Here is a 22684-nt window from a genome sequence, read left to right on the forward strand (position 1 = left end):
CGTCATGGGTCGTCTTCACCCGCCGCGACCACCGATGGGCGGCGGTCGAGACCTCCGCGCTACAGGCGCGAGGCAGTGTTCGCCGCCTTCGCCCGTGAGCTGTCCTGCCCGGGCTGCTTCGGTCACACCTGGGACGCGCTGGCCGACTGTCTGCACGATCGCCCGGCCGCCCGGCAGGCCAACCTGCGGCTCGACGCCGACGGCATGGACGTTCGTGTGTCCCGCGACGGGAATCGTCTGACGGCGACGCTCACCGGTGCGGAGTGGCCGGTCCCAGGAGTTCGGTCACCAGGGCCGCCACCTGTTCCGTCTCGATGAGGAAGCCGTCGTGGCCGTACGGCGACTCGATCAGGCGGTGTCGGTCCGCGCCGGCGATGGCCGTCGCCAACTCCGCCTGCTGGGACGGCGGATAGAGGCGGTCGGAGTCGACACCGGCCACGAGGGCAGGTGCGGTCACCCGGCTCAGGGCGCTGCGCAGGCCGCCGCGCCCCCGGCCGACGTCGTGGCTGTTCATGGCCTCGGACAGGACGACGTAGCTGCCCGCGTCGAAGCGGCGCGTCAGCTTCGTCGCGTGGTGGTCGAGGTAGGACTCGATCCGGTAGCGGCCGCCGTTCCACGGGTCCTCACCCTCCTGAGCCGCGCGGCCGAAGCGGACGGCGAGTTCCGGCTCGCTGCGGTAGGTGACATGGGCGAGCCGGCGGGCCAGGCCGAGTCCGGTGTGCGGGCCCCGTCCGGTGTCGTGGTAGTTGCCGCCGTGCCAGTACGGGTCCCCGCGGATGGCCTGGAGCTGGATGGTCGCCCAGGCGATCTGCTCCGCGCTCGCCGCGGCCGTCGTGGCGAGCAGCAGCAACGCCCGCGTCCGCTCCGGATACGTCACCGCCCACTCCAACGCCCGCATCCCGCCCATCGACCCGCCGACCACCAGCGCCCAACTGTCGATACCGAGCGCGTCGGCCAGGTCGGCCTCCACGGCGATCTGGTCGCGCTGGGTCAGGAACGGGAAGTCGCCGCCCCAGCGCCGCCCCGCCGGGGTGAGCGACGAGGGCCCGGTGCTGCCCTGGCAGCCGCCCAGGACGTTGGGCGCCACGACGAACCAACGGTCCGTGTCCAGGGCGCGCCCCGGCCCGATGAGCCCGTCCCACCACCCGGGGCTGGGGTGACCGGGCTCGGCCGGGCCGACGACATGACTGTCCCCGGTGAGCGCGTGCAGCACGAGCACCGCGTTGGACGCGTCCGGCGCCAGCCACCCCCAGGTCTCGAACGCCAGCCGCACGCCCGGCAGTTCACCCCCCGCCTCCAACGGCAGCGGCTGCTCCCGGGCGTACCACTGGCGACGGCCGGGCGGGTCCCCCTCCCGCCAGGCCCCGGAGGCCGACGGCGGGAGGGGAACCTCGGAGGGCGTCAGTACGGTGTTCAGGACCCGGCCTCGTTCGCGCCCTCGGCGACACCCTTCGCCGCGCGGAAGCCGGCCTCCAGGTCCGCCTTGAGGTCGGCGAGGTTCTCGATGCCGACCGACAGCCGTACCAGGCCAGGCGACGTGCCGGTCGCCGCCAACTGCTCCTCGTCCAGCTGGCTGTGCGTGGTGGAGGCGGGGTGGATGATCAGGCTGCGGACATCACCGATGTTCGCGAGGTGGCTGAACAGCTCGACCGCGTCCACGAACCGCTTGCCCGCCTCGACCCCGTCCCGCAGTTCGAACGCCAGCACCGCGCCCGCGCCGCGCGGCAGGTACGTCCGCCCCGCCTCGTACCAGCGGCTGGACGGCAGTCCCGCGTAGTGGACGGCGGCCACCTCGTCGCGCTGCTCCAGCCACTCGGCCAGGGCCTGGGCGTTGGCCGAGTGCCGTTCGATGCGCAGGCTCAGCGTCTCCACGCCCTGCAACAGCAGGAACGCCGAGTGCGGGGAGAGCGCCGGGCCGAGGTCGCGCAGCAGCTGGACGCGGAGCTTGATGGCGTACGCGCCCGGGCCGAGCGCGGGCCAGTACTGGAGCCCGTGGTAGCTCGGGTCGGGCTCGGTGAAGTCGGGGAACCGCTCGGCGTGCGCGCCGAAGTCGAAGGTGCCGCCGTCGACGACCACACCCGCGATCGTCGTGCCGTGCCCGCCGAGGAACTTGGTCGCCGAGTGCACGACAACGTCCGCGCCGTGCTCAAGCGGCCGCAGGAGATAGGGAGTCGGGACCGTGTTGTCCACGATCAGCGGCACCCCCGCCGCGTGCGCCACGTCCGCCACCGCGCGTACGTCGAGGACGTTGCCGCGCGGGTTGCCCAGCGTCTCCGCGAACAATGCCTTGGTGTTCGGCCGGATCGCCGCCCGCCACGCCTCGGCGTCGTCCGGGTCGTCGACGAAGGACACCTCGATGCCGAACTTGGGCAGCGTGTGCCGGAACAAATTGTAGGTACCGCCGTACAGGGAGGTGCTGGAGACGATGTGGTCGCCCGCGCTCGCCAGCGTCAGGATCGCGAGGGTCTCCGCAGCCTGCCCGGAGGAGAGCGCCACCGCCGCGACACCGCCCTCCAGCGCGGCGATCCGCTGCTCGAACACGTCCTGGGTGGGGTTGTGGATACGGGTGTAGATGTTGCCGGGCTCGGCCAGCGAGAACAGGTCGGCGGCGTGCTGGGTGTCGCGGAACACGAACGACGTCGTCTGGTAGATCGGCGTCGCGCGCGCCCCGGTCGTCGGGTCGGGCGCGGCACCGGCGTGGAGCTGCTTGGTCTCGAACGACCAGGCGGGGATGTCGATGCCCCCGGACGCTTCCTCGGGGGTGTGACCGGCGGTGACGGAGTCGATGGGCTGGCTCATGGTGCTGCTCCCTGTGCGGAGTGCGGAGGAGGGTAGGCGTGCGGGACCGCGCCCCGCACAAAGCAGGGGGCAGCGGTCAGCGCACAGCGATGAGAAAGAGAAACGTGCTGTTCAGAAGCCGGAGCGAGGCGTCAGCTGGCGGCGGAACAACCCGTGGTGGTGACACGCACGTAGTCGACGTGGCGGCGGGTCACGAGCACGGTCATGCCGCCAGATAACCACAGCACGCGCGATCCGCGCCAGCATGCAGACGACGTCTCACCCCGCGGGACGCGTGGTGGACGCACCTTCCGGCGTGTGCTTTGATCCGGGCCATGGAGACCACTGGCCAGGCACACACGGTGCTGCTCGACCCGTTCTGGGTGAGCCGCCGCGCCGACCAGTTCGACGAGGTCTGTCGCTGACCGCCGTTCACCGGTTCGCGACCAACTCCCCTTCCTCAGCGCTTTTCTGATCCGCCGTCAACCAGCCCTGTCATGGGGCCGGTTGCGCTGCGCACCCGCAGAGAGGACGTCATGACCACCACCGCCGTCACTCCCCTCACCGTCCACCGCGCCGGCCCCCGCTTCGGCGCCGAGATCACCGGCGTCGACCTGACCGCCCCCGTCGACGAGGCCACCGCCGCCGCGCTGCGGCAGGCCTTCCTGGACCACAAGGTGCTGGTCTTCCGGGGTCAGCACCTCACCCCCGACCAACACGTCGCCGCCGTAAGCCTGTTCGCGGAGCCCTTCGACCACCCGACCGCCGTCAAGGACCCGGCCCACCCGCTGGTCTACCCGTACGACGTGCGGCACACCGGCAAAGCCAGCACCTGGCACATCGGCGGACTGTGGCGCGACCCCGTCTTCGCCATCGAGTCCCTCACCTACGAGGTGGTCCCCGAACTCGGCGGCCACACCCTCTGGGCGGACCTCCAGGCGGCCTACGACGATCTGTCCGAGCCGTTCAAGGTGCTCCTGGAGTCGGTGAGCGCGGTCTACGACGGCAACGCGGAGAACTACGCGCAGGGCAGCAGGAAGACCGCGACCGGCACGATCACCGAGCACCCCGTCGTCCTCACGCACCCGGACACCGGCCGCAAGGGACTCTTCATCAGCACCTCGGCGACCCGGCTCACCGGCGTGACCCCGGCGGAGGGCAAGGTGCTGCTCGACCATCTGCTCCGGCACGCCTCCTCGCCCGACTACACCATCCGCTTCGGCTGGCGGCCCGGCGACTTCGTCCTCTGGGACAACCGCGCGACCTGGCACTACGCCGTGGACGACTACGGCGACGGCGCACGCGTCTACCGCAAGGTCATCGGCGTGGCGCCCGAGACGGGTCCGCTCCCGGAGCGGCGTTCCTGAATGCTTCCCGGCAAGGACCGAGCCGCCCGGCGGGTGCTGCTGGTGTGCATGGCCGCCGGTGCGACGACCCTGCTGGACCAGGCGGTGCTGAACATCGCCGTGCCCGGCATGCGGGAGTCGCTCGGGGCGGGGACGGCGGACGTCCAGTGGATCGTCGCCGGTTACTCGCTGGCCTTCGGGCTGGCCCTGATCCCCGGCGGCAGCCTCGGTGACCTGCACGGGCGCAAGCGGTTCTTCCTCGTCGGCGTGGCCGTCTTCCTCCTCGCGGGGGTGACGGCCGCGACCGGCGACGGACCGGGGACCCTGATCGCCGCCCGGCTGGTGCAGGGCGCCGCGGCCGGGCTGGTCAACTCCCAGGTGATCGGCACCCTTCAGGACGTCTTCCAGGGGCAGGACCGTGGTCGCGCGCTGGGCTGCTACGCGGTGACGGCCGGGGTGGCGTCGGCGCTCGGCCCGCCGCTCGGCGGTGCGCTCGTCGCCGCACTCGGCCCCGCCACCGGCTGGCGGTACTGCCTCCTGCTGAGCACCCCGTGCGCCCTCGTCACCCTGGCCCTGGCCGCCCGCTGGCTGCCCCCGCCCCGGCGCACCGCCCGCGACTCCCGCCTCGACGTCCTCGGCCTGACCCTGATCTGCGCGGGCACCCTCGCCCTGATGGTGCCGTTCATCCGCACCCCGGAGAGCGCGGGAGCTGCCCTGGGGTGGGCGGCGCTGGTCGCCACCCTCACCGCCGCCTTCACCGCACACCAGCGCCTCCGCATCCGCGGGGGCCGACGGCCACTGCTCCACCCGGCGCTGACCTCGTCCCGGCCGTACGTGCTGGGCACGGCCGTCGCCATGGCCCAGTTCGGCGCCTCGCTGTCGTCCTACCTCGTGCTCACCGTCTTCCTCCAGGACGGGCTCGGACTGTCCGCCCTGGTGACGGCGGCGGTCGCGCTGCCGTCGGCGATCGCCATGGGCGTCTCCTCCGGGCTCGCCTGGCGACTGGTCCGGCGGATCGGGCCGCGCACGGTGTCCGTCGGGCTCGCCCTCGGCATCTTCGCCACGCTCGCGGGGGCGGCGCTCGCGCTGCGGGCACCGGTCACGGCCCTGCCGCTCGCGTTCGCCGTCACCCAGGCGCTGGGCGGGGTCGCCGGGGGACTCACCGTCTCGCCGAACCAGACCCAGGTGCTCCAGCACGCGCCCGCCGAGGCAGCGGGCGTGGGCGGCGGCCTCCTGCAGATGGCCCAGCGCATCGCCGCCGCGGTGTGCCTGAGCGCGGTCTCGGCGGTCTACCTCCACATCGCGCCGGCGTCCCCGAGGACCGCGTACGCCCTGGCCTCCTGCGTCTGCGCGGGCCTGCTCGCCGTAGCCCTGGCCCTCTCGCTCCTGCGCCACCCCGGCACCCGGCCGACAGGGACGGCGTCGAGGCCCGTGGAACCGGTACCGGCGGTCGGGCCCGGCCCGGATGCGACGTGCGGGGAGAGATAGCTTTGACCTCCACCTCGACTGCCACCGCCCCAAGTCCCCCTGCCCTGGACGCCTCATGCCCCTCGCCGCCGCCCCCTTCCCCCTCGGTGCCGCCACCACCCTCGCCGAGCTCGCCGGCAACCCCCACCCCCGTCTCGCCCTGCTCCGCGCCCAGGAGCCCGTGTCCTGGCTGCCCGAACTGAACGGCTGGCTCGTGACCCGGCGGGATCTCGCCGTCGCCGTGATGCGGGACGCCGGGACCTTCACCGTCGACGACCCCCGCTTCTCCACCGCCCAGGTCGTCGGCCCGAGCATGCTGTCCCTCGACGGCCCCGAGCACGCCCGGCACCGCGAGCCCTTCGCCGCGCCCTTCAAACCGCGGCAGACGTACGACCGGTTCGCCGCGTTCATCGAGGAGGAGACCGACCGGCTCGTCACCGGCCTCGAACCGGCCGGCGCCGCCGAACTGCGCCGCGCCTTCGCCGGCCCCCTCGCGGTCGCCGTCGTCACCGAGGCGCTCGGTCTCTCCGGCGTCGGCACCGACACCGTCCTGGCCTGGTACGAGGCGATCGTGGCGTCGGTCTCCGACATCACCGCCGGACACCGGCCCAGCCCGCACGGCGCCGCCGCCTACGCCCAGCTGCGGGCGGCCGTCGACGCCACCGTCGCCGCGCACGGCACGTCCTCCCTGCTCGGCTCCGCCGCCGACCGGCTGCCCCTGCCCGAGGTCGCCTCCAACGCCGCGGTCCTGATGTTCGGCGGCATCGAGACCACCGAGGCGATGATCACCAACGCGCTGCTGCAGCTGCTCCGCCACCCCGACCAACTCGCCCTGGTCCAGGCCGAACCCGACCTCGTCGACGGCGCGATCGAGGAGTCCCTGCGCCTCGAACCCGGCGCCGCCGTCGTCGACCGCTACGCCACCCGCGACACCGACCTCGGCCCGGCCACGATCCGCCGCGGCGACCTCGTCACCGTCTCCCTCACCGGCGCCAACCGCGATCCGGCCGTCTTCCCCGACCCCGACCGCTTCGACGTGCGCCGCGAGAACGCCCGCCTCCAACTGGCCTTCGCCCACGGCCCCCACCACTGCATCGCCGCGCACCTCGCCCGCCTGGAGACCCGCATCGCCCTGCGGACCCTTCTCGCCCGGCTGCCGGACCTGCGTCTCGACGAGGAGCACCCGGCGGCGCCGTACGGTCTGGTCTTCCGGAAGCCGGCCACCCTCCACACCCGATGGGGGCGGAACGGGCAAACGGGCTAAATCTCCGTTTCCGAGTGACCTGCCTCTCATGGCACCCGGCGGCCATAGCCGCGACCATGGTGTCCGTCACCGGCAGGCCGAAGGGATCGGGAATGCTCCGCAAGGTACTGGTAGCCAACCGAGGCGAGATCGCGATTCGCGCCTTCCGCGCCGGCTATGAACTGGGCGCGAGGACCGTCGCGGTCTTCCCCCACGAGGACCGCAACTCACTGCACCGGCTCAAGGCCGACGAGGCGTACGAGATCGGCGAGCCGGGGCATCCGGTGCGGGCCTACCTCTCCGTCGAGGAGATCATCCGGGCCGCGCAGCAGGCCGGCGCCGACGCCGTCTACCCCGGCTACGGGTTCCTCTCCGAGAACCCCGAGCTGGCCCGTGCCTGCGAGGAAGCCGGGATCACCTTCGTCGGGCCGAGCGCGGACATCCTCGAACTCACCGGCAACAAGGCGAGGGCGGTGGCCGCCGCCCGCGCGGCCGGAGTGCCTGTTCTCGGTTCCTCCGAGCCCTCCAGCGACGTGGACGAGCTGGTGCGGGCCGCCGAGGACATCGGCTTCCCGGTGTTCGTGAAGGCCGTCGCCGGTGGCGGTGGACGAGGTATGCGGCGTGTCGAGGACCCGGCCACGCTGCGGGAGTCCATCGAGGCGGCGGCCCGTGAGGCGGCCTCCGCGTTCGGCGACCCGACCGTCTTCCTGGAGAAGGCCGTCGTCGACCCGCGCCACATCGAGGTGCAGATCCTCGCCGACGGCCAGGGCAACGTCATCCACCTCTTCGAGCGCGACTGTTCCGTCCAGCGTCGCCACCAGAAGGTCATCGAGCTGGCCCCGGCGCCCAACCTCGACCCCGAGCTGCGCGACCGGATCTGCGCGGACGCCGTGCGCTTCGCCCGCGAGATCGGCTACCGCAACGCCGGCACCGTCGAGTTCCTCCTCGACCCGGCCGGCAACCATGTCTTCATCGAGATGAACCCGCGCATCCAGGTCGAGCACACGGTCACCGAGGAGGTCACCGACGTCGACCTCGTCCAGTCCCAGCTCCGCATCGCCGCCGGTGAGTCCCTCGCAGACCTCGGGCTCTCCCAGGAGACGGTCACCCTGCACGGCGCCGCCCTCCAGTGCCGGATCACCACCGAGGACCCCGCCAACGGCTTCCGCCCGGACACCGGCCGCATCAGCGCCTACCGCTCGCCCGGCGGCTCCGGCATCCGTCTCGACGGCGGAACCACCCACGCCGGTACGGAGATCAGCGCCCACTTCGACTCGATGCTGGTCAAACTCACCTGCCGGGGCCGGGACTTCGGTACCGCGGTCAAGCGGGCCCGGCGCGCGGTCGCCGAGTTCCGCATCCGCGGCGTGGCCACCAACATCCCGTTCCTCCAAGCCGTGTTGGACGACGCGGACTTCCAGGCGGGCCGCGTCACCACGTCGTTCATCGAGCAGCGCCCGCACCTGCTCACCTCCCGCACCTCCGCGGACCGCGGCACCAAGCTGCTCACCTATCTCGCCGACGTCACGGTCAACAAGCCGCACGGCGAGCGCCCCCAGCTGATCGACCCGACGACCAAGCTGCCGCGGCACACGAGCGAGGTGCCGCCCGCCGGTTCGAAGCAGCAGCTCACCGAGCTCGGCCCGGAGGGCTTCGCCCGCCGGCTGCGCGAGTCCCCGACCATCGGCGTCACCGACACCACGTTCCGCGACGCCCACCAGTCCCTGCTCGCGACCCGCGTGCGCACCAAGGACCTCCTCGCCGTCGCCCCGGTCGTCGCCCGCACCCTGCCCGAACTCCTCTCCCTCGAGTGCTGGGGCGGCGCCACCTACGACGTCGCCCTGCGCTTCCTCGCCGAGGACCCGTGGGAGCGGCTCGCCGCCCTGCGCGAGGCCGTCCCCAACATCTGCCTCCAGATGCTGCTGCGCGGCCGCAACACCGTCGGCTACACCCCGTACCCGACCGAGGTGACCGACGCCTTCGTGCAGGAGGCCGCCGCCACCGGCATCGACATCTTCCGCATCTTCGACGCGCTCAACGACGTCGGCCAGATGCGGCCCGCCATCGAGGCCGTACGCGAGACCGGCACCGCGATCGCCGAGGTCGCCCTCTGCTACACCTCCGACCTGTCGAACCCGAACGAGCGGCTCTACACCCTCGACTACTACCTGCGGCTCGCCGAGCAGATCGTCGAGGCCGGCGCGCACATCCTGGCCGTCAAGGACATGGCCGGTCTGCTGCGGGCACCGGCCGCCGCCACCCTCGTATCGGCGCTGCGGCGGGAGTTCGACCTGCCGGTGCACCTCCACACCCACGACACCGCGGGCGGTCAGCTCGGCACCTACCTGGCCGCGATCCAGGCCGGCGCGGACGCCGTGGACGGGGCGGTGGCCTCCATGGCCGGTACGACGTCCCAGCCCTCGCTGTCGGCGATCGTCGCCGCCACCGACCACTCCGCCCGGCCCACCGGCCTCGACCTGCTCGCGGTCGGCGACCTGGAGCCGTACTGGGAGAGCGTCCGCCGGATCTACGCCCCCTTCGAGGCGGGCCTCGCCTCGCCGACCGGCCGGGTCTACGACCACGAGATCCCCGGCGGCCAGCTCTCCAACCTGCGCACCCAGGCCGTCGCCCTCGGTCTCGGCGACCGCTTCGAGGACATCGAGGCGATGTACGCCGCCGCCGACCGGATCCTCGGCCATCTGGTGAAGGTCACCCCGTCGTCCAAGGTGGTCGGCGACCTCGCCCTGCACCTGGTCGGCGCCGGGGTGTCGCCGGAGGAATTCGAGGCGACGCCCGAGCGGTTCGACATCCCCGACTCGGTCATCGGCTTTCTCCGCGGCGAGCTGGGCACCCCGCCCGGCGGCTGGCCGGAGCCGTTCCGCAGCCGGGCCCTGAAGGGCCGCGCCGCCGCCAAGCCCGCACCGCAGCTGACGGCCGAGGACCGCGACGGGCTGGAGAAGGACCGGCGTGCCACCCTCAACCGGCTCCTCTTCCCCGGCCCCACGCGGGAGTTCGAGACCCACCGCCAGACCTACGGCGACACCAGCGTCCTCGACAGCAAGGACTTCTTCTACGGCCTGCGCCCGGGCCAGGAGTACGCCGTCGACCTGGAGCCCGGCGTCCGGCTCCTGATGGGTCTGGAGGCCGTCGGTGAGGCCGACGAGCGCGGGATGCGGACCGTGATGTCCACGCTCAACGGCCAGTTGCGGCCCATCCAGGTCCGTGACGTGGCCGCCGCCTCCGACCTCCCCGTCACCGAGAAGGCCGACCGCTCCAACCCCGGCCATGTCGCGGCCCCGTTCGCCGGCGTGGTGACCCTCGCGGTCGCCGAGGGCGACGAGGTCACGGCCGGCGGCACGGTCGCCACCATCGAGGCGATGAAGATGGAGGCCGCGATCACCGCCCCGAAGGCGGGGAAGGTGTCCCGGCTCGCCATCAACAAGATCCAGCAGGTGGAGGGCGGCGATCTGCTGTTCGTGATCGGCTGAGCCGGTCGGGCGGATTTCCCGATCGAGTGGTGACGGGCGTCACACCGGCGTACGGTCGTCTAGTGGACGGCGCCGTTCACTGACCCGTGGTGACGGTGCCACTCCCGAGAGTGCGACGCCCATGACCAGCTCCCGTTCCGCCGCGAAGACGGCCACCCCCGGCACCGGGGGTGGCGGAAACGCCATGGCACTGCTGGTCATCGCCTCGTGTCAGCTGATGGTGGTCCTCGACATCACCATCGTGAACATCGCCCTGCCGGACATCCAGCGCTCGCTCGACTTCTCCACCACGAGCCTGTCCTGGGTGGTCAACGCCTACACGCTCACCTTCGGCGGGCTGCTGCTGCTCGGCGGACGCACCGGCGACATCCTCGGGCGGCGGCGGATGTTCATCGTGGGCGTGCTGCTCTTCGTGCTCGCGTCCCTGCTCGGCGGCCTCTCCCAGAACGAGGCCCAACTCCTCGCCGCCCGCGCCTTCCAGGGCGTCGGCGGCGCCATCGCCTCCCCGACCTCCCTCGCCCTGATCAGCACCACGTTCCGTGAAGGCCCCGAGCGCAACCGGGCGTTCGGGGTGTTCGCCGCGGTCTCGGCGGGTGGTGGCGCGATCGGACTGCTGGCCGGCGGCATCCTCGTCGAGTACCTCAACTGGCGCTGGGTGCTGTTCGTCAACGTCCCCATCGGACTGCTCATCGCGGCCGCCGCACCCCGCTGGATCAGGGAGTCCGAGCGCCATCCAGGGCACTTCGACATCGCCGGCGCCCTCACCTCCACCGTCGGCATGGTCCTGCTGGTGTACGGGTTCATCAGAGCCGCCCAGGAGGGCTGGCGGGACGCCTACACGCTGGGCTCGTTCGCCGCGGCGATCGTCGTCCTCACGGCGTTCGTCCTCATCGAGCGGCGCTCCCGGCAACCGATCACGCCGCTGCACATGTTCGCCGACCGCAACCGGGCGGGGACGTACGGCATCATGCTCTGCCTCGCGGCGGCGATCTTCGGGATGTTCTTCTTCCTCACGCTGTTCGTGCAGAACGTCCTGGACTTCAGCCCGTTGCAGGCCGGGTTCGCGTTCCTGCCGGTCAGCGCGGTCATCGCGGTCGGCGCCGGACTGGCCTCGCGGTTCCTGCCCGTCTACGGGCCGAAGCCCTTCATGGTGGTGGGCGCGATCCTCGCCGCGGCCGGCCTCGCCTGGCTGACGCTGACCGACATCCACTCCACCTACGCGGGCAGTGTCCTCGGCCCGATGCTGGTGTTCAGCCTCGGCATGGGCATGGAGTTCGTGTCGCTGACGCTGATGGCGCTCTCCGACGTGCCCGTGCAGGAGACCGGCGCGGCCTCCGGGCTGCTCAACGCCACCCAGCAGGTGGGCGGTTCGCTCGGCCTGTCCATCCTGGTCACGACGTTCGGCACGGCCAGCAGCAACGAGACCGAGAAGTTCTTCGCGCAGGCCACCCCGGCCGAGCAGCTCTTCTTCAAGCGCACGGGACAACTGCCCGGGAAATGGGCCGACCAGGTCCTCACCGCCGGTGTCTCGGCCGCGTTCATCGTCGCGGCGATCTTCACCGCGGTCGCCGCGCTGATCGCCGTACTCGCCATTCAGGTACGGCCGTCCGACCTGGAGCGACTCCAGGGCAACGGCGGCGGGACACCCTCACCGCAGTGAGACGGGCGCCGGCACCAGCCCCAACCGCTGGGCGCGCAGTACGGTGCCCAGCCGGTCGTGGGTGTCGAGCTTGCGGTAGATGTTCGCGACGTGCTTGTGCACCGTCCGCTCCGAGATACCGAGCCTGCGGGCCATGGCGGCGGCGGTCAGCGCGTCGGTGAGCAGGAGCAGCACGGTCGTCTCCCGCGGCGTCAGCCCTACCTCGGTCGTACCGGCGTCCGGCGAGGCGGTGCGCCGCAGGCGTTCCAGGAGCTGCCGCTGCTGCTCGATCCCGGCGAGCAGCGGCTGGAGCAGGCCCGCGACCCGCACCTCGTCCTCGGTGAAGTCCCGGCCCGAGCGGTAGACGAGACAACCGGTGACGGGCGCACCGGACCCCGGCAGCGGTATCCCCAGCACCTGGTCGACGTCCATGAGGTCGTCGAGCAGCCGGGCCGTCCGGCTCGCGCCCCACGCCCGCCCCGCGGCCGTCCGCGCCGTGACCGGTGTCCGGTCCGGCGCGGCGGCGTAGTGCCCCGCGAAGGGGTAGCCCGCGCGCAGCAGCCCCATCGCCTCGGCCCCGAGACCGCCGAACTCCGCGGCGACCTCGGAGGACAGGCCCAGCGTGCCGCCGTCCTCGCTCCAGTCGTCCAGCTTGTAGATCAGTGTCTCGCCGCCGCACAGCTCCGGCAGAGCGGCCGCGACCGACGGCCAGAGCAGGTCGGGATCGCGTTGGTGAAGTGCCGCCACGGCCACCGACAGCATGCGTTCATAGGCCCCGCCAAGCCCCTGTGCCACGTCCCGCTCCGCCCGCTCGCGTACGCAGTTGTACCCATACCTGCGTGTCACCTTGCTGTTCCAGAATGCAACAACTGGGGGAGAACAGGCCCGGAGGGGGTGCCTGGTTCTCTCCCTCTTCCGTGCGGGCCGCCGGAACGGGGGACCGGCGGCCCGCACGGCACTCTCAGCCGGGGTCGGGGCGCGCCGCGTCCGAGAGGGACTTGACGCCTCCGTGGGCAGTGAGGCCCCCGTCCACCGGAATGTCCGCGCCGGTGATGAAGGACGACTCGTCGGAGATCAGGAACAGCACGAGCGGGGCGATGTCGTCGACCGTTCCGCTGCGCCCGAGCGGCGTCTCCCGCAGGGTCGCCGCCCGGAAGGCGTCCGTGGCGGCGGTGGTCATCTGCATCTCGATGAAGCCGGGATGGATCGTGTTGACCCGGATGCCGCGCGGCCCGAACTCCGTCGCCGCGATCTTCGACAGCCCGCGCAGCGCCCACTTGCCGGCCGTGTAGGCGACCGGGTAGTAGCCGGTCAGGGCGGCGGACGAACCGACGTTGACGATGGAGGAGCCCGCCGCCATCAGCGGGGCGAGGTACTGGATGCCGAGCAGCGGCCCGGTGGTGTTGACCGCCTGCGCCCGCGCCATGTCCGCGGCCGTCACCTCCCCGCGCCCGCGCGCTGGATGATCCCCGCGTTGTTGACCAGGCCATGGACCTGCCCGTACAACTCCTTGATCTCGGCCGCCAGTTCGGCCCGGTCCGTCTCCTTGCTCACGTCGAGGCGACGGCAGCCCTCGCCCTCCGGACGTACGTCGGTGGCGACCACCTCGGCCCCGGCGGGGCCAGGGCGGCCGCCTCGGCGGCACCCTGACCACGGGCCGCGCCCGTGACGACGACGACCTTCCCGGCCAGCCGGGTCGTCCTCTCGCCCATGCCGGACAACCTACTGTCCTGGCACGTCAAGACCCGGCTCGTAGGACGGCTCGGGGTTGAACACCGGGTGATAGCTCTCGGGCGCGGCCAGGTAACTGACGGGCAGCCCGCCGGTGTCGACCACGATCTGGTCGACGGCGATCGCCGCGTCCACCATGAAGATCCGCAGCACATGCTCACCGGGCTCGGCGACGCTCACGGTCGTGGTCAGCCTCTCCACGCCGTCCTCGACGTTACGTGCCCACGCGTCCCCGCGGTTGCCGGTGGCGACGGCCTGCCCGGTGAGCACGACGGCCGGCTGGTCGTCCAGCGCCACGGCCACCCGCCGATACCCGCGCTCGTCGAGCGAGGGCAGCCGGAACACGGTCACGGGGAAGGCGCCGGTCGACGAGAACCGCACCCGGTACCTCAACTCCGGTGCCCGAGAGGCGAAGTCACCGGTGACCGAGGCCGCCGTCGACGGCACCGCCTCCACGGCTCCGGTACGACGCCCGAGACCCCGTACGACCCGCCAGCGGGCCCCGCCCCGTGCCACCCGCTGCTCGAAGTGCGCCGCGTCGATCGACACATATCCGCCCGCCTCGACGAACCCCCGGGCCCGCCGCCGCGCCCGCGCACCGTCGTTGACCACCCGCACCGGCACCTCGACGCTCCGTCCGCCGCCGGTGACGACGACCGAGGTGTCGAGCGTGCCCTCCGGCGCCCGCTCCCAGTCGACCTCGACCCACACCCGCGTCTGCTCGGTCAGCGATCCGCCCGAGGTGTTGAGCCGCAGCCACGAGGCACCCGGCTCCGCCGTCCAGTCCAGCGCCAGGAAGCCGGTGTTGAAGACGTCCACGAACCGCCGGTCACGGGAGTAGGCGGAGAAGAGCAGCGGCCGGGCCGCCCCCGTCTCGTTCCCCTCCGCCGCCACCCCGAGCCCCGACGTCTCCGTCCGGGTGACCCGGGTGACGGTCGGACGCCCCGGCGCCTTGGGGATCTGGGAGGGGTACGGGTTGATGTAGCCGTCCCATTTCCCGCCCGCCACCTGGGTGTTGTACCGCAGCGTGAGCGCCTGTTCGTCCGAGTGCGCGGCCAGGGCCAGGTCCGCGAAACGGTTCGCGCCGACCCCGCGCCCCTGCCGCACGGCGAGCGCGTTGCGGTCCGCCCAGTAGTACTTGAGGTTCATCAAGTACGCCCCGTGCACCGGGTATTCGACCAGCTCGTAGAAGGCATCCGCGCACTCCGCGGGCACCTCGGCCGCCACCGCCCGCACCCGCGCCAGCAACGCCTCGTACGCGGCCAGTCGCCGTCCCGCCTCGTCGCCGTGATGGATCACGGACAGGATGCCGGGCGCGATGAACTCGGGGCGCAGCTCCGCCGCGAGCCGGTAGTACTCGGTGCGGATCGCGGCGATCTCCCGGCCGTACCGGCGCCCGAACTGCCGCCCCTCCCAATCGGCGAGAAAGTCCTCCACCTCGTCCGGACCCCAACGGTCCACGTCCCAGGCCATGTCCATCGAGAAGGACAGCCCCGTCTCGATCGACTTCAGATCACCCACGTTGAAGATCCACATGCGATCCACGCCGTGTTCGTACACGCGGCGCAACTCCTGCCAGACCTTCGCCAGTTGGGTGGTGTCCAGCCACAGATAGCTCTTCGGGCGGCCCCAGTAGGACAGGTGGTAGTAGATGCCGTTGCCGCCGGAACGGGCGCGCTCGCTGTCGTTCGGCAGCTGGCGCATGTTGCCGTGGTTGTCGTCCGGCCAGATCAGCGTCACGTCGTCGGGGACCTGGACACCGGCGTTGTACAGCTCCAGGACTTCCTTGTACGGGATGAAGATCTGCGGCTCGACCACGGCCCCGACCTCTTCGGTGAGGATGCGGCGCTGGTCGGCGATGATGTCGTTCATCACGACGACCTTCTCGGGGATCGTCGTCGCGTACTTGGTCTCCAGCGCGCTGTCGTGCAGCCCGCGCATGCCCAGCGTCCAGCTGCTCTCGTAGGCGGCGTTCTGTCTCGCGCGGGCTCGCCAGTAGTCGGAGATCACGGCCGGGTTCACCGTGTAGTCGTACACCGGCAGGCTGCCGTCGGCGTTCGGGTGCTCGCCGGCCCACGGCTCCCACTCGTGGACGCCGTTGCGCAGCAGGGCCTCGGGGTGACTCGACCCGACGACCAGCCCGTATTCGTCGGCGAGTTCGGGGTTCTCGCGGTACTTGTTGAAGAAGTCGGAGTACGGATGCATCGCGGGCCACAGGTAGTTGGCCTTGAGGCGGAGCAGCAGCTCGAAGATCCGCTTGTACGTCTCCGGGCCGATGTTCTTGTCCGGCTCCTGGGTGCGGTGGGACCAAGTGGTCAGGTTCTGCTCGTCGTTGATGAAGACGCCGCGGTAGCGGACGGAGGGCTCACGGCGCAGGAACCGGCCCGCGGGGACCGTCACCGTGTCCCGGCGTTCCACCGGGACGTCGGCCCACCAGTACCAGGGTGAGACACCGATGCGCTCCGAGATGTCGTAGACGCCGTAGACGGTGCCTCGGCGGTCGCTTCCCGCGATCACCAGTGCGCGTTCCACGCCGGGCGCGGGGTGCTCGACGACCTGGGTCACGGAGGCTTCCCAGCGTCCGCGCACCTGTGCGACGTCGAGGCGTCCGTCGTCCACGAGCCGGTCGATGACGGGACTCGATCCGAGGGTGCCGACGAGGACGAGGCCGACTGCCCGGTCCGGCAGGGTGTGCAGCAGCTCCGGGCGGACCCCGCCGACCCGCTCGACGTCCGCCCGCAGATCGCCGGCCGCGCGGATCACGGCGGCGTCGTCGGCCGCGTCCACGAAGACGGCGACGGCGGTGCCCGCGTCGACCAGCGGGAAGTCGGGGCGGCCCCCGGACGCGGCCTGCGCGCTCGTGGGCAACAGCCCGGGGAGCAACGGGGCCGCTCCCACGGCGGCCATTCCCTTCAGGAACGACTTGCGCGACCAGGACGATGACTCGCGGTGCGGCACGAGATGCTGCCTTTCCGTTGGCATGGCATGGCATGGCCAGGCTAGAAAGCGCTTTCTCGCGCAGCGTAGGTCAGGGCTTCGGGGGGCGTCCAGAGTGGTGCAGCGGGGGAATGGAGGGGCGTGAGGGGTCAGGGCCGGGCGGTTGGCGGCCCCGCGCCGCTGTGGTGGCGCCGGAACGGGTGGATGCGCGTCGGTCAGCGGAGGGAGGCCGGTCGGCTGGACGATCAGCCGCAGCCCGGGCTGTCGAGGCCGATCACCAGGTCGAAGATGCCGTGCGGAATGCGGAGAGACGCCGGTGGACGCGAGCGTGGTCCCGGCGCGCAGGACGAGCAGCCCGGTCAGCGCACGCGGGCGAGCCCCGCCGGGCGGCTGGGTTCCTGCCCTGAAGCGACCGCCGGGCGGGCAGCCGGGGCGCAGCCCTGAAAGGGCCCCAGCGTCCGCAGGCGCCCCCGGCGCCCTCCGTCAGTCGCGGTCCGCGCGTGCCGCCTTCTCGGCGTGCAGCTTCTTGACGCGGGCGCCCTCCTTGCGGACCTCGGCCTGCGTGGCGCGCTCCTTGACCAGCCACTCGGGCTGCTCCTGCTTCAGCGTCTCGATCTGTTCCGTGGTGAGCGGCTCGGTGACACCGCCGCGCGCGAGGCCGGCGATGGACACGCCGAGCTTGGCCGCGACCACGGGGCGGGGGTGCGGGCCGTTGGCGCGCAGGTCCTGGAGCCACTGGGGCGGATCGGCCTGGAGTTCGGTGAGCTGGGCCCGCGAGACGACACCCTCACGGAACTCGGCGGGGGTGGCCTCGAGGTACACACCCAGCTTCTTCGCCGCGGTCGCGGGCTTCATCGTCTGGGTGCTCTGGTGCTGCGTCATGGGGTCAAGGGTATCGACTGGGTGAACCTTCGCCGACCACGGCGGGTAACCTGGCCAGGTGACAGGCGTGGACGAACCCCCGAAGACAGGCCCGGAAGAACCCCCGGCGTTCCGGCTCGCCTACGTCCCGGGAGCGACCCCCGCGAAGTGGGTGCGGATCTGGCACGAGCGGCTGGCGGACGTTCCGCTCACCCTCCTCCAGCTCTCCGGCGCGGAGGCGGTCGACGCGCTGCGGGACGGCTCCGCGGACGCCGGTCTCGTACGGCTGCCGGTCGACCGTACGTTCTTCAGCGCCATCCCCCTCTACACCGAGACCACGGTCGTCGTCGTCCCCAAGGACCACGTCATCGCCGCCGTGGAGCAGGTGACTCTCGACGATCTGGCCGACGAGACCGTGCTGCACCCCCTTGACGACGTCTTCGACTGGGAGCGGCCGCCGGGGGAGCCGGCCTTCGAGCGGCCCGCGACCACGGAGGACGCGATCGAGTTGGTCGCGGCCGGTATCGGGGTGCTCGTCGTCCCGCAGTCGCTGGCCCGGCTGCACCACCGCAAGGACCTCACCTACCGGCCGGTCACGGACGCCCCCGAGTCCTCCGTCGCCCTGTCGTGGCCGGAGGAGGCGACCACGGACCTGGTCGAGGACTTCATCGGCATCGTCCGTGGCCGCACGGTCAACAGCACGCGGGGCCGGGCCAAGGAGCAGGCCGAGGCGAAGCCGGCGAAGGCCAAGGCGCCCGCTCAGCCCAGGAAGCCGCAGCAGAAGCGGGCGGCCCCGGCGGGCGGACGGCGCAAGCCGCCCGCCGCCAAGCGGGGCAAGCCCAAGCGCAGGTCCTAGACCTAGGACACGTAGGTCGCCTGCCCCGCCGTGTTGATCACCGTCTGGCCGTTGGCCTGGGTGAGCAGCCCGGCGGACACCCACGCGTTCACGGTGGACGTCACCTTGGCCACCAGCGCGCTCTTGCTCGTGAAGGGTGCCCCCGCCCAGATCTCGTCGAGCAGCGTGGTGCCGTCGGACCTCGCCGGGTTGGCGACGCCCGAGTCGAGCTTCCCGAAGACGACCTTGGGCTCGGAACGCCGGAAGTAGGCGTGGGTCGCGGCCTCCGTTCCCTCCATGAAGGGCGCGAACTCGGTGCCGCTCAGGGTGTAGTGGAGGGGCGTGCCGCTCACCGGGGTGAGGGTGGGCAGCAGGTCGCCGGAGAGGGCGGCGTTGGCGTACAGCCCGAACGACAGGTAGCCGGTGGCCGAGTTGCGGGCGACCAGGTTGACGGGGCCGTAGAACAGGGTCTGCAACGACGGGTCGTCCAGGGCCTTTTCGACCCGCAGCCGGAAGGGGACGGTGACGTGGACGACATCACCCGCCGTCCAGGTCCGCGACACCGTGAAGTAGCTCCCGGCGGCCGGAGTCCCGCTCACCGCGGCGCCGTTGACGGTCACCTGGAACCCGGCCGTCGCCCATGACGGCACCCGCAGCTTCAGGGCGAAGGCCGCGCTGCTCCCGCCGAAGGTGAGGGTGGTGCCCTGCTCGCGCGGATAGGTGGTGGTCTGAGTGATCGTCACCCCCTTGGCGGCCCAGGTCAGTTGGGAGGGGCTGTAGAGGTTGACGTACAGCGCGCTGCCGTCGGCCGCCTTGAAGTACACCGAGTCCTGGTACTTGGTGGCACTCTCCATGCCCGTGCCCTCGCAGCAGGTGGTGCCCTGCTTGGGCGTGTAGTCCCGGACATGACCGGGCGTCAGCCCGATGAAGTACGTGACGAGCGGCTTCTCCGCGTCGGCCTTGTCCTGCTTGGAACCGAGGACCTGGTTGTAGAGGGCCCGCTCGTAGTAGTCCATGTACTTCGGGCTCTGCTCGTGGAAGAACAGGGTCCGGCTGAGCTTGAGCAGGTTGTACGCGCAGCACGTCTCGGCGTCGGTGTCGCTGATGGTGCCCGCGATCAGCCCGGACGCCTTCCAGAACTCGCCGGTGCTGGTGCCGCCGATGCCGTACATACGGTTCGGCACGACCATGCCCCAGAAGTTCTTCGCGGCGGTGAGGTAGCGCGTCTCACCCGTCGCGTCGTACAGCCGCAGCAGCCCCGTGAAGATCGGTATGTGCTGGTTGGCGTGCAGGCCGTTGAGGGTGTCCGTGTTCGCGGCGCAGGCGTCGATGAGCGAGTCGAGGTCGAACAGCTTGGCCAGTGCGAGGTGTTCGGCCTTCCCGGTGACGGCGTACAGGTCGACGATCGCCTCGACGATGCCGCCGAACTCCCCGCTGGAGAACAGGCCCCACATCCGCTGGAGGGTCGCCTCGGGCAGCACCGACAGCCGGGAGTGCATCCAGTCGCCCATGCCGGAGGCGAGGTCGAGGGCGCGGGCGTCGCCGGTGGCGGTGTACGCGTCCAGCAGACCGCGCAGGATCTTGTGCGCGGTGTAGTACGGCGCCCACACCTTGGTGTAGTCGCTCGCGGTCATCGACTCCAGGGTGATGAACTGCGTCTCCGGGTAGGCCGCCAGGAACCCGGGATGGCTCGGCCCGCCCCAGGTGCGGCGCAGGGTCGCGGTCAGACCGCGGCCGGACGCGTCGGAGAAGGTGCCGCCGCTCGTGGTCTGGAACCAGTACGAGGCGAGGTTGCCGAGTCCGGCCGTGGAGAGCTTGGCCTCGTTGGTCTGGAGTGAGGTGATCTCGGCCTGGGTCAGCGCCCGCGACCAGACGTTGAACTCGTCGAAGCCGCCCGCGTAGACAGGGTCGCCCGAGTAGTTCGAGCGGCCGAGCCAGTTGTTGGTGAGGGTGCCGAGCGTCGCCGGGTTGAGCGTCATCGCGGTGTTCGTGGCGACGGCGGTGCCGTTGACGTACAGCGTGCCGGTGCTGCCGGAGATCGTGACCGCGAGGTGGCTCCACTGGTTCAGCGGCAGCGCGGCCGTGCCGTTGAGGCCCTGTTCACCGCCGGCCCCGCTGGTGGTGATGGCGAACCGGGGCACACCGCTCGCGTTGCGGCCGGCCAGATACATGTACCGGGTGGTGTTGTTGCCGAAGTCGAAGATCCGCTGCCAGTTGGCGTCGTGCGTGGGCTTCACCCACACCGACAGCGTGATCGCGGAGGCCCCGCCGAGCACCGCGGCGGGCAGGTCGACGTACTGGTAGGAGCCGCGCACGTTCTCCAGCGCGCTGCCCCATTTCCCGGTGACGGACAGCATCTTGGGGTCGGTGCGCAGGGCGGCGCGCGCGTCGGTCAGCGCCCCCACGACGGTCGCGATCTTGTCGGCGAAGACCTGCTCACCGGTGCTCGCGTACGCCTGGGACAGCATGGTCAGGAAGTGGCCGGTGTAGTGCCCGCGCAGATTGCCGTTGGCCTCGCCGTCCAGTCCCTCCCAGCCGCCGGGCGCGACCGCGCCGCCGGTGGAGAGCCCGGCGTTGGCGCGGAAGACCTGGACGAGCCGGTTCACGTCGTAGCCGCGCGCATGGTCGAGCATCAACTGCCGTTTGTCGGCGAACACGCCCGCCTTCAGGGCCACTTCGTCGAGGGAGAAAGGCTGTACGGACCAGGCGGCGGGTGCGACGGAGGCCGCCGCGACGGCCCTCCCGCTCGCGGCGTACGAGATCGCGGGCGCGACCGCGGCGAACGCGGCGGCCTGGAAGAGGTGTCGTCTGGAGAGGGGCGGGGCCATGTGTGCTCCTCTGGTGCATCCTCGGGAGGGGAGTCCGAAGGGTTCGAAATAACGAACGCCATTCGAATGGTCGACCAGACGATAGGGAGGGGGCGCGTGAGCGTCAACGGGTCGGGAGCGCCCAGTTCCGGTCGGACGCGTCGCGACGGCGTGGTCGAACAGCCGAGGACGCGGTCGCCGAACGTGCCGAGCGCAACGTGACTGGGACGGGCCCTGGGTGACAGCGCGTCCGACGTCGCCTTCTAGGGTGCGGACATGACCACGCAGCCGTATCTCTCCGCACTGTTCTCCCTCGAAGACCGTGTCGCCCTCGTCACCGGTGGCAGCTCCGGCATCGGCCGGGCCGTCGCGGGAGCGCTCGCCCGGGCCGGAGCGAGCGTGGTGGTGGTAGCCCGCAAGGAAGCGGAACTGAGGTCCACCGTGGACGAGTTGAAGGGCGAAGGCTGCCGTGCCGCGTGGGTCAGCGCCGACCTCGGCACCCGCGACGGCGTGCGCGCGGCGGCCGAGGAGGCGGTGAAGGTCTTCGGGGAGCCGGACATCCTCGTCAACTCCGCCGGCGTCAACGTGCGGCCCCCCATGGGCGAGCTGGCCGAGGACGTGTGGGACACCACCATGGCCGTCAACCTGGAGGCACCCTTTCTGCTGGGGCAGCGGTTCGGCCCCGGCATGGCCGAGCGCGGCTTCGGGCGGATCATCCACATCACCTCCCAGCAGGCCCACCGTGCCTTCGTCCAGAGCGGCGCCTACGGCGTCTCCAAGGGCGGCCTGGAATCCCTCGCCCGTTCCCAGGCGGAGGCATGGTCGCCGTACGGCGTCACCTGCAACACGCTCGTGCCGGGCTTCGTGATGACCCCCCTCAACGCCCGCCTCGCGAACGACCCCGAGAAGGTCGCGGCGCTCGCCGCCCGCACGATGGTCGGACGCAACGGGCTGGCCGAGGACTTCGAAGGCGCCGCGGTCTTCCTCGCGAGCCACGCCTCCGCGTACGTCACCGGCCAGTCGATCTTCGTCGACGGCGGCCTCTCGGTGCACTAACAGAAATTGTGGAGAAGATGACCAGGCAGACCCGCCCCGTCGACCACGACCTCATCGAGGCCGCGGCGCACGTCGCCCGCACCCGTTGCCGGGGTGACAACCACACCATGGCCGCCGCCGCCCGCGCCCGGGACGGCCGGATCATCACCGCGGTCAACGCCTACCACTTCACCGGAGGACCCTGCGCCGAACTGGTCCTCATCGGCACGGCGGCCGCCCAGGGCGCCTACGAACTGGACACGATCGTCGCCGTGGGCGACCGCGACCGGGGCGTCGTCCCGCCGTGCGGCCGATGCCGGCAGGTCCTTCTCGACTACTTCCCTGCGATCGAGGTCATCGTCGGCACGGGCGACCACATCCGGACCGTCCCTGTCACAGACCTGCTGCCGGAGACCTACGTCTGGGCGGACCACCAGCTCGACGCGAAGTAGTGCGAGCAGGCCAGGACGGGAGGAAGGCGCGAAGCGGCCTTCAAGGGGCGCGGGGCTGTGTCGAT

General features: G+C 71.6%; 15 protein-coding genes and 1 pseudogene. 9 read left to right on the forward strand and 7 right to left on the reverse strand.

What is annotated here, in order from left to right:
- Window positions 1–75 precede the first annotated feature (75 nt).
- Window positions 76–318 carry a barstar family protein gene (locus OG885_RS38930; RefSeq protein WP_405740188.1) on the forward strand — a complete coding sequence of 81 codons (243 nt, stop codon included), beginning with the start codon at window positions 76–78 and terminating at the stop codon, window positions 316–318.
- On the opposite strand, the gene OG885_RS38935 is transcribed toward OG885_RS38930, so the two are convergent.
- Complete coding sequence (locus OG885_RS38935) at window positions 251–1417, reverse strand: homoserine O-acetyltransferase (RefSeq protein ID WP_405743078.1); 1167 nt, start codon at window positions 1415–1417, stop codon at window positions 251–253. The genes OG885_RS38930 and OG885_RS38935 overlap by 68 nt on opposite strands.
- Window positions 1414–2799 (reverse strand): bifunctional o-acetylhomoserine/o-acetylserine sulfhydrylase, encoded by a 1386-nt coding sequence (locus OG885_RS38940; protein ID WP_405740191.1) that lies wholly within the window; start codon window positions 2797–2799, stop codon window positions 1414–1416. The genes OG885_RS38935 and OG885_RS38940 overlap by 4 nt, the downstream gene beginning before the upstream one ends.
- 515 nt (window positions 2800–3314) lie before the next feature.
- Between OG885_RS38940 and OG885_RS38945 the strand changes: the two genes are divergently transcribed.
- The 5 genes from OG885_RS38945 to OG885_RS38965 all read left to right on the forward strand — a co-directional run bounded on the left by OG885_RS38945 (window position 3315) and on the right by OG885_RS38965 (window position 11982).
- Window positions 3315–4145 carry a TauD/TfdA dioxygenase family protein gene (locus tag OG885_RS38945; protein ID WP_405740193.1) on the forward strand — a complete coding sequence of 277 codons (831 nt, stop codon included), beginning with the start codon at window positions 3315–3317 and terminating at the stop codon, window positions 4143–4145.
- Window positions 4146–5612, forward strand: coding sequence for an MFS transporter (locus OG885_RS38950; protein ID WP_405740196.1), 1467 nt, complete (start codon window positions 4146–4148; stop codon window positions 5610–5612).
- A gap of 55 nt (window positions 5613–5667) precedes the next feature.
- Window positions 5668–6855: a cytochrome P450 gene (locus OG885_RS38955; protein ID WP_405740199.1), complete on the forward strand. Its 1188-nt coding sequence runs from the start codon at window positions 5668–5670 to the stop codon at window positions 6853–6855.
- A gap of 92 nt (window positions 6856–6947) precedes the next feature.
- Complete coding sequence (locus OG885_RS38960) at window positions 6948–10322, forward strand: pyruvate carboxylase (RefSeq protein WP_405740201.1); 3375 nt, start codon at window positions 6948–6950, stop codon at window positions 10320–10322.
- Between the two features lie 184 nt (window positions 10323–10506).
- A complete protein-coding gene (locus OG885_RS38965; protein ID WP_399960855.1) occupies window positions 10507–11982 on the forward strand; it encodes an MFS transporter in 1476 nt (491 codons plus the stop codon).
- Here OG885_RS38965 and OG885_RS38970 read toward each other — a convergent pair.
- The 4 genes and pseudogenes from OG885_RS38970 to OG885_RS38985 form a co-directional block, all read right to left on the reverse strand.
- Window positions 11971–12723: a LuxR C-terminal-related transcriptional regulator gene (locus OG885_RS38970; protein WP_405743079.1), complete on the reverse strand. Its 753-nt coding sequence runs from the start codon at window positions 12721–12723 to the stop codon at window positions 11971–11973. The genes OG885_RS38965 and OG885_RS38970 overlap by 12 nt on opposite strands.
- 199 nt (window positions 12724–12922) lie before the next feature.
- Window positions 12923–13673 (reverse strand): annotated as a pseudogene (locus tag OG885_RS38975) (SDR family NAD(P)-dependent oxidoreductase).
- Window positions 13674–13683: 10 nt separating this feature from the next.
- Window positions 13684–16599: a glycosyl hydrolase 115 family protein gene (locus OG885_RS38980; RefSeq protein WP_405743080.1), complete on the reverse strand. Its 2916-nt coding sequence runs from the start codon at window positions 16597–16599 to the stop codon at window positions 13684–13686.
- Between the two features lie 513 nt (window positions 16600–17112).
- The gene (locus OG885_RS38985; RefSeq protein ID WP_405740204.1) at window positions 17113–17511 is read right to left on the reverse strand and encodes a DUF5997 family protein; all 399 of its coding nucleotides are present in this window, start codon (window positions 17509–17511) and stop codon (window positions 17113–17115) included.
- A gap of 67 nt (window positions 17512–17578) precedes the next feature.
- Here OG885_RS38985 and OG885_RS38990 point away from each other — a divergent pair, with 67 nt between their 5' ends.
- Window positions 17579–18346 (forward strand): LysR family substrate-binding domain-containing protein, encoded by a 768-nt coding sequence (locus OG885_RS38990; RefSeq protein ID WP_405740207.1) that lies wholly within the window; start codon window positions 17579–17581, stop codon window positions 18344–18346.
- A gap of 2 nt (window positions 18347–18348) precedes the next feature.
- On the opposite strand, the gene OG885_RS38995 is transcribed toward OG885_RS38990, so the two are convergent.
- Window positions 18349–21153 carry a beta-L-arabinofuranosidase domain-containing protein gene (locus tag OG885_RS38995; protein WP_405740210.1) on the reverse strand — a complete coding sequence of 935 codons (2805 nt, stop codon included), beginning with the start codon at window positions 21151–21153 and terminating at the stop codon, window positions 18349–18351.
- Between the two features lie 255 nt (window positions 21154–21408).
- On the opposite strand from OG885_RS38995, the gene OG885_RS39000 reads away from it, so the two are divergent.
- Window positions 21409–22188 (forward strand): SDR family NAD(P)-dependent oxidoreductase, encoded by a 780-nt coding sequence (locus tag OG885_RS39000; protein WP_405740213.1) that lies wholly within the window; start codon window positions 21409–21411, stop codon window positions 22186–22188.
- Window positions 22189–22205: 17 nt separating this feature from the next.
- Window positions 22206–22619, forward strand: coding sequence for a cytidine deaminase (locus OG885_RS39005; RefSeq protein ID WP_405740216.1), 414 nt, complete (start codon window positions 22206–22208; stop codon window positions 22617–22619).
- Window positions 22620–22684: the final 65 nt, after the last annotated feature.

Source organism: Streptomyces sp. NBC_00028, assembly GCF_045041065.1.
In the GTDB taxonomy this organism is placed as follows: domain Bacteria; phylum Actinomycetota; class Actinomycetes; order Streptomycetales; family Streptomycetaceae; genus Streptomyces.

Excerpts from the sequence above, each read along its gene's own strand:
- OG885_RS38940 (WP_405740191.1), bottom strand. The coding sequence starts at position 2,799 with ATGAGCCAGCCCATCGACTCCGTCACCGCCGGTCACACCCCCGAGGAA.
- OG885_RS38945 (WP_405740193.1), top strand. The coding sequence starts at position 3,315 with ATGACCACCACCGCCGTCACTCCCCTCACCGTCCACCGCGCCGGCCCC.
- OG885_RS38950 (WP_405740196.1), top strand. The coding sequence starts at position 4,146 with ATGCTTCCCGGCAAGGACCGAGCCGCCCGGCGGGTGCTGCTGGTGTGC.
- OG885_RS38955 (WP_405740199.1), top strand. The coding sequence starts at position 5,668 with ATGCCCCTCGCCGCCGCCCCCTTCCCCCTCGGTGCCGCCACCACCCTC.
- OG885_RS38960 (WP_405740201.1), top strand. The coding sequence starts at position 6,948 with ATGCTCCGCAAGGTACTGGTAGCCAACCGAGGCGAGATCGCGATTCGC.
- OG885_RS38965 (WP_399960855.1), top strand. The coding sequence starts at position 10,507 with ATGGCACTGCTGGTCATCGCCTCGTGTCAGCTGATGGTGGTCCTCGAC.
- OG885_RS38970 (WP_405743079.1), bottom strand. The coding sequence starts at position 12,723 with ATGCTGTCGGTGGCCGTGGCGGCACTTCACCAACGCGATCCCGACCTG.
- OG885_RS38980 (WP_405743080.1), bottom strand. The coding sequence starts at position 16,599 with ATGGCCGCCGTGGGAGCGGCCCCGTTGCTCCCCGGGCTGTTGCCCACG.
- OG885_RS38985 (WP_405740204.1), bottom strand. The coding sequence starts at position 17,511 with ATGACGCAGCACCAGAGCACCCAGACGATGAAGCCCGCGACCGCGGCG.
- OG885_RS38995 (WP_405740210.1), bottom strand. The coding sequence starts at position 21,153 with ATGGCCCCGCCCCTCTCCAGACGACACCTCTTCCAGGCCGCCGCGTTC.
- OG885_RS39000 (WP_405740213.1), top strand. The coding sequence starts at position 21,409 with ATGACCACGCAGCCGTATCTCTCCGCACTGTTCTCCCTCGAAGACCGT.
- OG885_RS39005 (WP_405740216.1), top strand. The coding sequence starts at position 22,206 with ATGACCAGGCAGACCCGCCCCGTCGACCACGACCTCATCGAGGCCGCG.